This is a genomic window from Nocardia sp. NBC_00403 (assembly GCF_036046055.1).
Classification (GTDB): domain Bacteria; phylum Actinomycetota; class Actinomycetes; order Mycobacteriales; family Mycobacteriaceae; genus Nocardia.
On sequence record NZ_CP107939.1, the window covers coordinates 2,599,484 to 2,612,933 of the forward strand.

The following is a 13,450-nucleotide window of genomic DNA, read 5'->3' on the forward strand; positions in this document are numbered from 1 at the left end:
CCAGGTAGCAGTTGCCATCTCAGATCACCGAGATCAACGTGACTGACCGGCGCACCGGGAAACAGGCTGTTCGCTATCAGGTGCGGGCCGATGCTGGGGTCGATCCGCAATCCGGCAAACGACATCAGGTGCGCCACCGGTTTCGAACCGAGAAGGAAGCCCATCTGGATACTTTGGTGGCGGCGTCGAAGCAGGGCGGGACGGTCACCGAGCAGGGTCGGGTTCGTCGGCCGTGGGTGGCTCGATCGCTGAAGCGGACGATCGAAACGACGTCGATGGTTTGGACTATGCGATTGAACGAAAATGGTTGTCATACAGCGTAGCTCGTGCGATCAAGCTCAAATCGGTCAAGAAGCACAAGGCCGCAGACCTACAAGCCTGAGGAGGTGGCGAAGGTGCTGGGCAGTCTTGATGCTGACCGTGACGGGCACTTGTGTTTCTCGCGTTGTCTGGCTCGCGGCGTAGCGAGCTGGGTGGATTGCGCTGGAGCGAAGTCGATTTCACGCGCAAGGCAATTGATATACAGATCGGTCGTGCCCCGGCGGGCGGCAAGGCGGTAGAGGACGATCCGCAGACCGAAGCGTCGGTTCGAACCCTTCCGATGGATGACGAGATGGTGGAGGTGCTGCGGAAGGCGTGGCGGCGGCAGGCAGCGGATCGGCTCCGGCTAGGGGAGGCGTACCGAGACGGTGATTACGTCGCCTGCAATGAGAATGGTGCGCCGTACCACCCGGACACGCTCACACACCGGTGGGCGAAGGTTGTTAAGAAGGCTGGCGTCCGCCCCATCCGATTGCATGATGCTCGTCACATTGGCGGCACAACGATGCATCTGCGGAAGGTGCCGATGGCAGTGATCGCTGCGTGGCTGGGGCATGCCGATGCCAGTGTCACCGCCAGGATTTACACCCATTCCCAGGACGAGGCGTTGAGGGCAGCGGCGAAGACTTTGGGAGAGGTTGTGTCATCTCGTGTTCGAGGCCGGCTGAGTCAGAAAACGAAGAAGGCCCCGACCAGGAATCTACTGGTCGGGGCCTTTTCTATGCGTGCCCTCGGCAGGAATCGAACCTGCGGCCTTCTGCTCCGGAGGCAGACGCTCTATCCCCTGAGCTACGAGGGCGGGATAGATCTCGGTCGAACGCCGGGTGGGGCGGCCGATCGGGCGGGGCAAGCGTATCGCATCGGCAGCCGTCCGCCAAAAAGTGCGCCGGGTCGGGCGGTTTCGCGGGTTCGAACCCGGCGCGGACGGGGGTCAGGTCACCGGTAGGGGTGTTGCGCCTCGGGTGGTGAGCATGGTGGTCATCAGCTGGGCTTCGCCGCGCTGGGTTGTCTCCATGGTGCTCGCCAAGCTGCGCACGGCGGTGGTTTCGGCGTGCTCGGCCGCGGATCGGATCATCGACATGCCGCCCTGATGGTGGCGCAGCATCAGCTGCAGGAACATCGTGTCCAGGGACGGGCCGGTGGCCTGGCGCAGCGCTGTCATCTCCGCGTTGGTCGCCATGCCGGGCATGGTCGGCATCGGGCCGGACATCGGGTGGCCCGCCGTGCTGCCCGTGCCGGCGTGGTCGTGGCCGGCGCCCGCGGGTTCGGTCATCCAGCCCATGTAGCCGTCGACGTCTTGCATCGGCTTGCCCCACAGCTGCAGCCAGCCCTGCATCCTGCCGAGCTGGGCCTGCTGAGTGGTCAGGATGTCGTAGGCGAGCCTGCGTACGTCGTTGTCGGTGGAGCCGATGAGCGCGACGCCCGCCATGTCGACTGCCTGGGCATGGTGGGCGGACATGTCCTGGCTGAAACCGGTGTCCACGGCGTTCGGGTCGGGTTCGGCATTGCGGTCCAACGGAATCCGAGCGAGGGCGCCGACGGCGAAACCGATCAGCAGGATGCCGATCGCACCGATGACCAGCAACGCGGTGCGCTGACGGCGGAACTGTGCGCCGAAACCGGTGCCGTCGTCGTCTCCGGATGCGGCGGTCGGGTTCTGTTCGGTCGACTCGGCACCGGCGTCATTGCCGGGGGCAGCGGCCAGGTCCTGTTCGATCGGACCGCCACCGGCGTCACTGCCGGAAGTGGCGCTCGAGTCCGGCTTGGTTCCTGTGTCGGCCATCTACTGGCCCGTCGTCGGTTGACCGGGGGCGGGTTGCGTCGGGATCTGCGCACCGGGCAGACCAGGAGCACCGGGCAGACCAGGAGCACCCGGCAGACCAGGAGCACCCGGCAGACCGGGAACACCGGGCAGACCAGGAGCACCCGGCAGACCGGGAACACCGGGCACGCCCGGGATGCCGCCGGGCAGACCCGGCATGCCGCCACCGAGCTCGGTCGGATCGGGTTCGAGGCCCTTACCGTCCATCGGCACCGCATTCGGTCCGGGCGGGCTGGGGTCGAACGGCAGCGGGTTGTTCGCGTCGAAGGACGGGTTGGAGCAGCTCGCGCCCACCTCGGGGTAGGCGCCGTAAGGGTTGCCACGCAACGCCGTGAGGAACTGGTTGACCCGCTTGTCGTCGGGGCTGTCCACCGTCAGCCGATGGCCCCAGGACTGCAGCGACACCGCCGATGTCAGGCCGGGGTACGGCGACATCAGGGTTTGCTGTTTGCCCTCGACCTTCTTCTTCAGGGTTTCGACTCCCGCGGCGTCCACCTTGTCCGGGTTATAGGTGATCCATACCGCGCCGTGCTCGAGCGAATGCACCGCGTTCTCCGCCCGGATCGGCTTGCTGTACACCACGCCGGTGCAGTTCGCCCAGGCCTGATCGTGTGGGCCGCCGAACGGTGGGCTCTGGTCATAGGCCACCCGCTGGGCGCCGGAGACGTGCAGACCGGCCGGGTACTCCTGCTTGGTCACGCCCGAGATCTGATCGGAAGGGTCTTTGCGCTGGGCGCTCGGCGTGTATTTCTCGAGGTCGGCCTTGTCCCGGTACTTCGGGACCAGACTGTAGGCGAGGACACCGACCAATGCGATGATGACCGCGGCAGCGCCGATGGCCAGCCACGGAATCTGGCGCTTCTTGCCGAGCGGGCTCTTGCCACCGCCCCTTTTGCGCGAAGACGACGACTTCCCGGCGGCCTGTACGGCCTTGGCCGATTTGGCACTTGTGCTCGGCATTGCTCGTTGTGCTCTTTCGACGTGATGGATCCGCTGGCAGTGCGGTGCCCACTCGAGGTGCACACCCGCCCAGACCATAGGATAGAGACTCGTGACTCCAGCTGACCTTGCAGATCTCCTTCGCGCAACTGCGGCGAAGGTGCTTGTCGAACGTGGACTGGACCCTGCGGTCCTGCCCGACGCGGTCAGTGTTGAGCGCCCCCGTAATCCGGAACATGGTGACTATGCCACGAATGTGGCGATGCAGGTCGGCAAGCGGGCCGGAACCAATCCACGCGAATTGGCAGCCTGGCTGGCCGCCGCGCTCGCCGCGACCGACGGCATCGACTCCGCCGATGTGGCGGGTCCCGGCTTCCTGAACATCCGGCTCGCCGCGTCCGCACAGGGCGCGATCGTCGCGCAGGTGCTCGCGGCAGGTGCGGGGTACGGCACGTCGGAAGCGTTGACCGGAACTCGCATCAACCTGGAGTTCGTGTCGGCCAATCCGACCGGCCCCGTGCACCTCGGCGGTACCCGCTGGGCATCGGTCGGTGACGCGCTCGGCCGGATCCTGGCCGCGCAGGGCGCCGACGTGACCCGTGAGTACTACTTCAACGATCACGGCGCGCAGATCGACCGCTTCGCCAAGTCGCTGGTCGCTGCCGCCGCCGGCGCGCCGACACCGGAGAACGGGTACGCGGGCGCCTACATCACCGAGATCGCCGACAAGATCGTCGCCGGGCATCCCGATGCGCTGACGCTGCCGGAGGCCGAGCGGCTCGAGCTGTTCCGTACCGAGGGTGTCGAGCTGATGTTCGCCCAGATCAGGGCATCGCTGCACGAGTTCGGCACCGACTTCGACGTCTACTTCAACGAGAGCTCGCTGTTCGAGTCCGGCGCGGTGGAGCAAGCGGTCACCACACTCAAGGACTCCGGCGATCTGTACCAGAAGGACGGCGCGTGGTGGATCGCCAGCTCGGATTACGGTGACGACCAGGATCGTGTGGTCATCAAGAGCGACGGCAACGCGGCCTACATCGCGGGCGACATCGCCTACTTCCAGAACAAGCGGGCCCGCGGCTTCGACCTGTGCATCTACATGCTCGGCGCCGACCATCACGGCTACATCGGCCGGTTGAAGGCCGCCGCCGCCGCGTTCGGCGACGACCCGGCCACGGTCGAGGTGCTGATCGGGCAGATGGTGAATCTGGTCAAAGACGGCGTCGCGGTGAAGATGAGCAAGCGCGCGGGCACCGTTGTCACCCTCGACGACCTCGTCGAGGCGATCGGTGTCGACGCGGCCCGCTATGCGCTGGTACGCAGCTCGGTGAACTCGAGCATTGATATCGATCTGAACCAGTGGACCAGCCAGAACAACGAAAACCCCGTCTACTACGTGCAATACGCGCACGCCAGGCTGTCGTCGTTGGCGCGCAACGCGGTGGATCTCGGGGTGAGCGCCGCGAACCCGGACTTCGGGTTGCTCGCCACCGAGCACGAAGGCGAACTCATCCGCACCATCGGCGAGTACCCGCGGGTGGTTGCCAGCGCCGCGAGTCTGCGTGAACCGCACCGGGTCGCCCGCTATCTGGAGGAGCTCGCAGGCGCGTACCACCGGTTCTACGGCGCCTGCCAGGTGCTGCCCAAGGGCGACGAGCAGTCGATGCCGCTGCATACCGCACGGCTCGCGCTGTGTGAGGCCACCCGTCAGGTGCTCGCCAACGGCCTCGGGCTGCTCGGCGTCAATGCACCGGAGCGCATGTGAACGGGCTATCGGGCTTCGAGACGAGCAGCATGAGGAAGGTAGTTCAGTGAGCGCGCATCCAGCCGGACCCCGGCACGCCGAGATTCCGCACGCCCCCAGCCTGGCCGAGCGCCCGCGTGACCCGAAGCAGATGATCGATCTGCCCGTAAATGTGTGGCCGCGCAACGCTTCTCGCGATGGCGACGGTGTCGTGCAGCTGGCCGGTGTGCCGGTGCACGAGCTGGCCGCACAGTTCGGGACCCCGCTGTTCGTGGTGGACGAGGACGACTTCCGTTCCCGCTGTCGCGATATGGTGCGCGCGTTCGGCTCGAATGCGCGAGTTCACTACGCGTCCAAGGCATTCCTGTGTGGCGAGATCGCCCGCTGGATCCGCGACGAAGGGCTCTCGCTGGACGTGTGCTCCGGTGGCGAGCTGGCCGTCGCGCTGCACGCGGGCTTCCCGGCCCAGCGAATCGCGTTGCACGGCAACAATAAGTCGGTTCCCGAGCTGGAGGCGGCGGTCGCGGCGGGCGTCGGGCACGTGGTGGTCGACTCGCTGATCGAGATCGATCGCCTCGAGGTGGTCGCGGGCCGCGCGGGCGTGGTGCAGGATGTGCTCGTTCGTGTCACCGTCGGTGTGGAAGCCCATACGCACGAATACATTTCGACCGCGCACGAGGATCAGAAGTTCGGCTTCTCCATCGCGGGCGGCGACGCCATGGAGGCGCTGGCCCGCGTCTTCGAGGCCGACAACCTGCGTCTGGTCGGGCTGCACTCGCACATCGGGTCGCAGATCTTCGAGCTCGACGGCTTCGAGATCGCCGCGCGCCGGATGCTCGGACTGCTGCGCGCCGCCGTCGACAAGTTCGGTATCGAGCGCACCGCCCAGATCGCCACCCTGGATCTCGGTGGCGGCCTTGGTATCTCGTACCTGCCGAACGACGACCCGCCGCCGCTGGACGAGTTCGCGACGAGCCTGCGCAAGCTGGTCGGCGAGGAAGCGGACCGAGCCGGACTGCCGGAGCCGACCATCGCGGTGGAACCGGGTCGCGCCATCGCGGGACCGGGCACTGTGACGTTATACGAGGTCGGCACGATCAAGGACGTCTCGCTCGACGGCGGACTTACCCGCCGCTATGTCAGCGTCGACGGCGGCATGAGCGACAACATCCGCCCCGCGCTGTATCAGGCGGACTACGATTGCCGGCTGGTCTCGCGCTCTTCGGACGCCGACCCGGTGGTTGCGCGCGTGGTCGGAAAGCATTGCGAGAGTGGCGATATCATTATCCGGGACACCTGGATGCCCGCCGATGTCGGCCCCGGCGATCTGGTCGCAGTGGCGGCCACCGGTGCGTATTGCTACTCGATGTCGAGTCGATACAACCAGCTGACACGTCCCGCGGTCGTCGCAGTGCGCGACGGAGTTCCGCGACTCATTCTGCGCCGGGAAACGGTGTCGGACCTGCTCAGCCTGGAGGTGTAATGAGCAACACCGACGCAGCCTCGCTCATCGGAGCCGATCGAGTGCGGGTATCCCGCACTAACACAGAGGTGGAATCATGACCAATGCCGCGAAGCATGGAACCTGGGGAACCGATCGTCCGATCGGGGTCGCGGTCCTCGGGATGGGCAATGTCGGCACCGAGGTGGTGCGCATTTTGCGCGACCACGCCGATGACCTGCGCTCGCGCGTCGGCGCACCGGTCGTGCTCCGCGGTGTCGCGGTGCGCAACCTCGACACCGACCGCGGCCTGCCCGCCGAACTGCTGACCACCGACCCGGACGCGCTCGTCGCCCGCGACGACGTCGACCTGGTTGTCGAGGTCATCGGCGGCATCGATCCGCCGCGCAGACTGATCCTGGCCGCGCTGAATGCGGGCAAATCCGTGGTGACCGCCAACAAGGCGCTGCTCGCCGACTACACCGGTGAGCTCGCCGCGGCCGCCGAGCGCAGCCGCGCCGACCTGTACTTCGAGGCCGCCGTCGCCGGCGCCATCCCGGTGGTGCGCCCGCTCATCCAGTCGCTGGCCGGTGATCGGGTCAACAAGGTCGTCGGCATCGTCAACGGCACCACCAACTTCATCCTCTCCGCGATGGACGAGACCGGCGCCGACTACTCGGACACGCTCGCCGAGGCCACTCGCCTCGGGTACGCCGAGGCCGACCCGACCGCCGACGTCGAGGGCTACGACGCTGCCGCGAAGGCCGCGATCCTGGCCTCACTGGCCTTCCACACCCGGGTCACCGCTGCCGACGTGTATCGCGAGGGCATCTCGAAGATCTCCGCGGAGGACCTGGAGACCGCTTCCGAGCTGAACTGCACCGTCAAGCTGCTCGCCATCTGCGAGCGCGTCGACTCGGGCCCCGGCGAGCCCGGCCCGGAAGAAGGCGGCAAGGAGCGTGTCTCGGTGCGCGTCTACCCGGCCCTTATCCCGCGCAAGCACCCGCTGGCCGCGGTCAGCGGTGCGTTCAACGCGGTGGTCGTCGAGGCGGAGAACGCGGGACGGCTGATGTTCTACGGTCAGGGCGCAGGCGGCGCTCCGACGGCGTCTGCGGTGCTCGGTGATCTGGTGATGGCGGCGCGTAACAAGTTCTACGGTGGCCGTGCTCCCGGCGAATCGGTTTATGCTGAGCTACCGATTGCGCCGATCGGCGATACGCCGACCCGTTACCACGTGAACCTGCAGGTCGAAGACCGTCCTGGGGTTCTGGCCAAGGTTGCGGGCGAGTTCGCCGTGCACGGGGTGAGCATCTCGACCGTCCGCCAGGAAGGGCACGGCAACGGTGCGCGCCTTGTTGTCGTGACCCACCACGCGGTGGAGTCGGCGCTCGCGGACACCGTGGCCGCTCTCGCGGAGATGGAGTCCGTCACGTCCGTGACGAGTGTTCTGAGATTGGAAGGCACCGAAGAATGAGGACGAATGTGCGGACAGTCGCCGACATTCGAGGCGATATGTCCACAGGTTTCCGGTGCGCACCTGCTCCCGGTCCGACGCAGGGAGCGCTGGCATGAACACCGCAGGCGTCGCACCGCAGACCGGAGTGCATTCGCGCTGGCCGGGGCTGATCGCGGCCTATCGTGATCGGCTCGCGGGCGCAGCCGACTGGGAACCGGTCACCCTCTTCGAGGGCGGCACCCCGCTGGTGCCCGCGCCGCACCTGTCCGAGCTGACCGGGTGTGATGTGTATCTCAAAGTCGAGGGGCTCAACCCGACCGGTTCGTTCAAGGACCGCGGCATGACGATGGCCATCACCGACGCCAAGTACCGCGGTCAGACCGCTGTGCTGTGCGCCTCCACCGGCAACACCTCGGCATCGGCCGCCGCTTACGCGACCCGCGCCGGCATGACCTGCGCCGTGCTGATCCCGCAGGGCAAGATCGCGATGGGCAAGCTGGCCCAGGCCGTCATGCTCGGCGCGAAGATCATCCAGGTCGAGGGCAATTTCGACGACTGCCTGGAGCTGGCCCGCAAGGTGACCGCGGAATTCCCGAGCATCGGTCTGGTGAACTCGGTGAACCCGGCCCGCATCGAGGGGCAGAAGACGGCCTCGTTCGAGATCTGTGATGTGCTCGGCAAGGCGCCGGACGTGCACGTGCTCCCGGTGGGCAACGCGGGCAACATCACCGCCTACTGGCGCGGTTACCGCGAGTACTACGCCGACGGCATCACCACGCAGCTGCCGCGCATGCTCGGTGTGCAGGCCGCGGGTGCCGCGCCGCTGGTCAACGGCGCTCCGGTCAAGGACCCGGAAACCATCGCCACCGCCATCCGGATCGGCGCGCCCGCATCCTGGAACGGTGCGATGGAAGCCAAAGAGCAGTCCGGTGGCGCATTCCGCGCCGCCACCGACGAGGAGATCCTGGAGGCGTACCGACTGGTCGCTGCCACCGAGGGCGTCTTCGTCGAGCCTGCTTCGGCGGCCAGCGTCGCAGGTCTGCTCGCGGCCCGCAAGGAGGGCTGGCTCGACTCCGGCCTGACCGTTGTGTGCACCGTCACCGGCAACGGACTCAAGGATCCCGATACCGCGCTGTTGGGAATGCCGCAGGTCCAGGCGCTCGAGGTCGACCCGGTCGCGGTGGCCGCCGAACTAGAGCTGGCCTGAGTTGAGTGCTCGGGAAAGTCAACTGCATGAGCGGGCAGCAGCCATGACGCGGACGCTGCCCGCTGGGTTGTCCGTGCTCGCGCGGGTGCCCGCCTCCAGCGCGAACCTGGGTCCCGGATTCGATTCGCTTGGTATGGCATTGGGCATCTACGACGAGATCGAGGTGCGCACTACCGATTCCGGCCTGACGATCCGGGTGGAGGGTGAGGGCGCTGACGACGTGCCGTGGGGCCCTTCGCATCTGGTGGTGCGTGCTATCGAGCGCGGCCTGGAATCTGCCGGCGTATGGGCCGACGGCCTCGATGTGGTGTGCCGCAACGTGATTCCACATTCACGTGGTCTGGGTTCGTCGGCCTCCGCGGTGGTCGGCGGGCTGGCCGCCGGCTGTGCGCTCGCCGCGAAATTGGATCCGGCACTGGCCACCGGCGCGGACCAATTGGTGCAGCTGGCATCGGAATTCGAAGGTCATCCGGACAACGCGGCCGCCAGCGTGCTGGGCGGTGTGGTGGTGTCCTGGACCGAGACCGACCGGCCCGCCGATGCGGGCGCGGACGGCACCGCGGCCGCGCCGACCAGGATCTACCGTGCGGTGCGCCTCGAGCCGCATCCCGACCTGCGTGCGGTGGTGCTCATTCCCGAGGAGCGCTCGTCCACCGCGCACACCCGTGGTCTGCTGCCCGAGGTGGTGCCGCATGGCGACGCCGCGTTCAACGTCAGCCGGGCCGCCCTCGCGGTGGTCGCACTGACCGAGCGCCCGGATCTGCTGCTGCCCGCGACCGCGGATCGGCTGCATCAGGGCCAGCGTGCGCCCGCCCTGCCGCTGACGACCACCTGGATCCACCGGCTGCGGGCCGCTGGTATTGCGGCGACGGTTTCCGGCGCGGGCCCGACCGTGCTGGCCCTCGTCACCAGCGAATTCCCCCAGGAACTCCGCGAACTGGCAGCCGCGGAAGGTCTGCGGGTGGTCGAACCGGGACTCGCAGAAGGCGTCCAGGTCGACTGACGGCGAGTCTGCCTTGCCGAGGTTGACAGTTGCCAGCTATCCTGAGCGAGTCCGTACATCGTGCGCATCAGACGCCGGTGCTTCATCAGGGCAATCGCTCCAGCAGGCTCCAGGCTCGAGCCTCCAGGCCATGGGGGTGCTGCGTAGCTGCGCAACTGGAATGATCTCTCCCACCTTTCACAAACTGGTGGCGAAGCCGCCGGTCCGGCGGGGCAGGTGATACGGCACAAAGCGACCGGCAGGACGGATGTCCTGCGGTTGTACTCCGAGTTCGGCACAGTGCCCGAACTGCGGAACAAACCCTCGAAATAGCACACGGCAATCGAGGGAAGGAAAGGATTTCCGTGACAGATACGGACCTGCTCGCGACACCCGGGGTGGAATCCAACCCAACGACCCCGGGCGACCGCGAAAGTGACTCCGGACAGATTTCGAAGATGAGCGAACAAACCGACGTCGCACGATCGGGGCTGACTGGAATGTTGTTGCCGCAGTTGCGCGCGCTCGCGGGGGAGCTCGGTATCCGAGGCACCTCCGGAATGCGCAAAGGCGATTTGATCGCCGCTATCAAGGAAAACCAGGCCGGAAAGTCGGCGAAGGCAGAAAAGTCCGCGCGTGGCGAGGTGAAGTCCGATGCGGACACCGCCAAGGCGGTGCCGGTGCAGGCAACCCTGGATGTGACGCCCGCGGCTCCTGCCGCGGCGAACGAGGCTTCCGCTCCGTCGAATCAGGCTCCCGCCGCGGCTCAGTCGAATGAGGCTCCCGCGGCCACGTCGAAGTCCGCTCCCTCGAAGTCTGCTCGATCCGAGCAAACGCAGGCCGACTCGGCGCAGGCCGAGGCCGCGCCGACCGAGACCACCGAGGATTCCGGCCGCGAGCCGGGTCAGCGTGGTCGTGGCAGGCAGCGTCGCGGACGTGACCAGGCCCGCTCCGGCGGCGAGACCGCGTCGGCGGAATCGCGGGGTGACGAGCCGAAGCAGGATCAGGAGCAAGGCGAACGCCGCCGCGAGCGGAGTCAGTCCGGCGAGCGGAGTCAGTCCGGCGAGCGGAGTCAGTCCGGCGAGCGGAGTCAGTCCGGCGAACGCGGCCAGTCCGAGCGCACCAACCAGAACGGGAGCGGCAATCGGGACCGTGGCGGCGAAAGCCGCGGCGGCGACAGCAACCGTGGCGGTGACGAGGACGAGGGCGGTCGCGGACGGCGTGGACGTCGCTTCCGTGAGCGTCGTCGTGGTCGTGACCGTGAAGGCGGCCCGAGCACGGGCGAGGCCCGTGAGCTGGAGATCCGCGAAGATGACGTGTTGCAGCCGGTCGCGGGCATCCTCGACGTGCTCGACAACTACGCGTTCGTTCGGACCTCGGGCTATTTGGCCGGACCGAACGACGTGTACGTCTCGATGAACCTGGTTCGCAAGAACGGCCTGCGCCGCGGTGACGCGATCACCGGTGCGGTGCGCGCCCCGCGTGACGGTGAGCAGAGCAACCAGCGGCAGAAGTTCGATCCGCTGGTGCGGTTGGACACCGTCAACGGCGGTGACGTCGATGCGGCCAAGCGTCGTCCCGAGTTCAGCAAGCTGACCCCGCTCTACCCGAATCAGCGACTGCGTCTGGAAACCACGCAGAACAAGCTGACCACGCGTGTGATCGACCTGATCATGCCGATCGGTAAGGGTCAGCGTGCGCTGATCGTCTCCCCGCCCAAGGCGGGTAAGACCACGATCATGCAGGACATCGCGAACGCGATCGCCATCAACAACCCCGAGGTCTACCTCATGGTTGTGCTGGTCGACGAGCGTCCGGAAGAGGTCACCGACATGCAGCGTTCGGTGAAGGGTGAGGTCATCGCCTCCACCTTCGACCGGCCGCCGTCAGACCACACCTCGGTCGCCGAGCTGGCCATCGAGCGGGCCAAGCGCCTGGTCGAAATGGGCAAAGACGTTGTGGTGCTGCTCGACTCGATCACCCGATTGGGCCGTGCGTACAACAACTCCTCGCCCGCCTCCGGCCGCATCCTCTCCGGTGGTGTCGATTCCACCGCGCTGTACCCGCCCAAGCGGTTCCTCGGCGCGGCGCGCAACATCGAGAACGGCGGCTCGCTGACGATCATCGCCACCGCGATGGTGGAGACCGGTTCGACCGGTGACACGGTGATCTTCGAGGAGTTCAAGGGCACCGGCAACGCGGAGCTCAAGCTGGACCGCAAGATCGCGGAACGGCGTGTGTTCCCGGCGGTGGACGTCAATCCGTCCGGTACCCGTAAGGACGAGCTACTGCTCAGCCCAGACGAGGCCGCGGTGCTGCACAAGCTGCGCCGCGTACTGACCGGCCTGGACTCGCATCAGGCGATCGATCTGCTGATCGACCGACTGAAGAAGAGCAAGAACAACCTCGAGTTCCTGATGCAGGTGAGCAAGACCGCGCCAGGCGCACTCGACGAATGAGCCAGTTCGCCTCCCCGCGACTTCAGCACACAAATAAGTGCCGCGAGAGTCGCACGGCGGGCCGGCGGTCGAGTACTCGGCGACTTCTGGGCGTACCCCAGGAGTTACCCAGGTACTCGCGAAATCAGTAGTTGTTCCAGCAATCTCAGGGGCTCCGTGCACACGGGGCCCCTGAGTGCTGCATGGACCGAAGAACACCAGCCCGATGGCGGCAGCGCCGATGATCATGCAGCCGATGATCATTGCGGTCGTTGCTGTTGAGTCGGAGGCGGTTGCGGTGTTCACGGGTTCGAAGGCCGTCGTGGTCGGCTCCGTGTATACGGCGGTCGAGGTGTGCGGGGCGTCGGGTGCGGCAAGCCAGCCCACCGCGACAGTGAGAATCAACAGGGCGAAGATCGCGAGTGCGATTCGGCTGTTCATGAGTTCTCCTTTCTGTCTCGGCACGGCGTTGTGCTACCAGGGCTCAAACTCTATGAACAGCAGTGTTCGCATTCCTGAGTAGCGGACTACTCGACTTAAGGGTTCGGTAAGAGTGTGGGATTCGCGTGCCCGGACTTCTATGGGCGGGAAAGGCGGGGGAGTACTCGCTGGCCGGGAACAAACCCGTACCGGGATGCGTTTTGGGAGCGTAGCGGCAGTTCTGGCATACTGAACGGTCGTTGCGTCTGCTCACCGAGCAGACCTCCCGCCTAGTCGGCTCCGGTTCACGCTCTCGCGATCTGCAAGGGCGACCCGGCGGCCAATATCGAGAGGACACCCATGAAGGCAGGAATCCACCCGACGTATGTCGACACCACGGTCGTCTGTGGTTGCGGCAACACCTTCCAGACTCGCAGCACCAAGGAGTCGGGACACATCACCGTCGAGGTCTGCTCGCAGTGCCATCCGTTCTACACCGGCAAGCAGAAGATCCTCGACACCGGCGGCCGTGTGGCCCGCTTCGAGGCCCGCTACGGCAAGCGTGCCGGCAAGAAGGCCGAAGCCGAAGCCGACGCCAAGTAGCTTCCTCGCCGACGCCCGGTCCTGCTTCTGCAGGCCGGGCGTCGGTGCTTTTGTGTGGTCCCGGTCTTCGCCCGGGA

At 66.6% G+C, this 13,450-nt stretch carries 11 protein-coding genes, 1 tRNA gene and 1 pseudogene; 10 read left to right on the forward strand and 3 right to left on the reverse strand.

The genetic code is table 11. From position 1 onward, the window contains the following. The first annotated feature begins 11 nt into the window (after positions 1 to 11). Both OHQ90_RS11405 and OHQ90_RS39365 read left to right on the forward strand, forming a co-directional pair. On the forward strand, positions 12 to 323 hold the full coding sequence (locus tag OHQ90_RS11405; protein ID WP_328409842.1) for an Arm DNA-binding domain-containing protein: 312 nt from the start codon (positions 12 to 14) through the stop codon (positions 321 to 323). Positions 324 to 433: 110 nt separating this feature from the next. After that, a pseudogene (locus tag OHQ90_RS39365) lies at positions 434 to 865 on the forward strand (tyrosine-type recombinase/integrase); the annotation flags it as partial. Positions 866 to 1,047: 182 nt separating this feature from the next. Here OHQ90_RS39365 and OHQ90_RS11410 read toward each other — a convergent pair. From OHQ90_RS11410 to OHQ90_RS11420, 3 genes are all read right to left on the reverse strand, one after another. Next, a tRNA-Arg gene (locus OHQ90_RS11410) sits at positions 1,048 to 1,120 on the reverse strand. A gap of 132 nt (positions 1,121 to 1,252) precedes the next feature. Further along, positions 1,253 to 2,104 carry a DUF305 domain-containing protein gene (locus tag OHQ90_RS11415; RefSeq protein ID WP_328409844.1) on the reverse strand — a complete coding sequence of 284 codons (852 nt, stop codon included), beginning with the start codon at positions 2,102 to 2,104 and terminating at the stop codon, positions 1,253 to 1,255. Further along, positions 2,105 to 3,103, reverse strand: a complete 999-nt coding sequence (locus tag OHQ90_RS11420; RefSeq protein ID WP_328409846.1) for a DUF3105 domain-containing protein — start codon at positions 3,101 to 3,103, stop codon at positions 2,105 to 2,107. 91 nt (positions 3,104 to 3,194) lie between these two features. Here OHQ90_RS11420 and argS point away from each other — a divergent pair, with 91 nt between their 5' ends. The 8 genes from argS (at position 3,195) to rpmE (ending at position 13,373) form a co-directional block, all read left to right on the forward strand. Next, positions 3,195 to 4,847: an arginine--tRNA ligase gene (gene argS, locus OHQ90_RS11425; RefSeq protein WP_328409847.1), complete on the forward strand. Its 1,653-nt coding sequence runs from the start codon at positions 3,195 to 3,197 to the stop codon at positions 4,845 to 4,847. Between the two features lie 46 nt (positions 4,848 to 4,893). Then, on the forward strand, positions 4,894 to 6,309 hold the full coding sequence (lysA, locus tag OHQ90_RS11430) for a diaminopimelate decarboxylase (protein ID WP_328409848.1): 1,416 nt from the start codon (positions 4,894 to 4,896) through the stop codon (positions 6,307 to 6,309). Between the two features lie 76 nt (positions 6,310 to 6,385). Then, positions 6,386 to 7,741, forward strand: coding sequence for a homoserine dehydrogenase (locus OHQ90_RS11435; RefSeq protein ID WP_328409850.1), 1,356 nt, complete (start codon positions 6,386 to 6,388; stop codon positions 7,739 to 7,741). Positions 7,742 to 7,835: 94 nt separating this feature from the next. Continuing rightward, on the forward strand, positions 7,836 to 8,930 hold the full coding sequence (gene thrC / locus OHQ90_RS11440; RefSeq protein ID WP_328409852.1) for a threonine synthase: 1,095 nt from the start codon (positions 7,836 to 7,838) through the stop codon (positions 8,928 to 8,930). A gap of 43 nt (positions 8,931 to 8,973) precedes the next feature. Then, entirely contained in the window at positions 8,974 to 9,933 is a 960-nt protein-coding gene (thrB, locus tag OHQ90_RS11445; RefSeq protein ID WP_328409854.1) for a homoserine kinase, read from the forward strand. 437 nt (positions 9,934 to 10,370) lie between these two features. Next, positions 10,371 to 12,371: a transcription termination factor Rho gene (gene rho / locus OHQ90_RS11450; protein WP_442941372.1), complete on the forward strand. Its 2,001-nt coding sequence runs from the start codon at positions 10,371 to 10,373 to the stop codon at positions 12,369 to 12,371. A gap of 175 nt (positions 12,372 to 12,546) precedes the next feature. Next, the gene (locus OHQ90_RS11455) at positions 12,547 to 12,873 is read left to right on the forward strand and encodes a hypothetical protein (protein WP_328409857.1); all 327 of its coding nucleotides are present in this window, start codon (positions 12,547 to 12,549) and stop codon (positions 12,871 to 12,873) included. 257 nt (positions 12,874 to 13,130) lie between these two features. Then, entirely contained in the window at positions 13,131 to 13,373 is a 243-nt protein-coding gene (gene rpmE, locus OHQ90_RS11460) for a 50S ribosomal protein L31 (protein WP_328409859.1), read from the forward strand. The last annotated feature ends 77 nt before the right edge of the window (positions 13,374 to 13,450 follow it).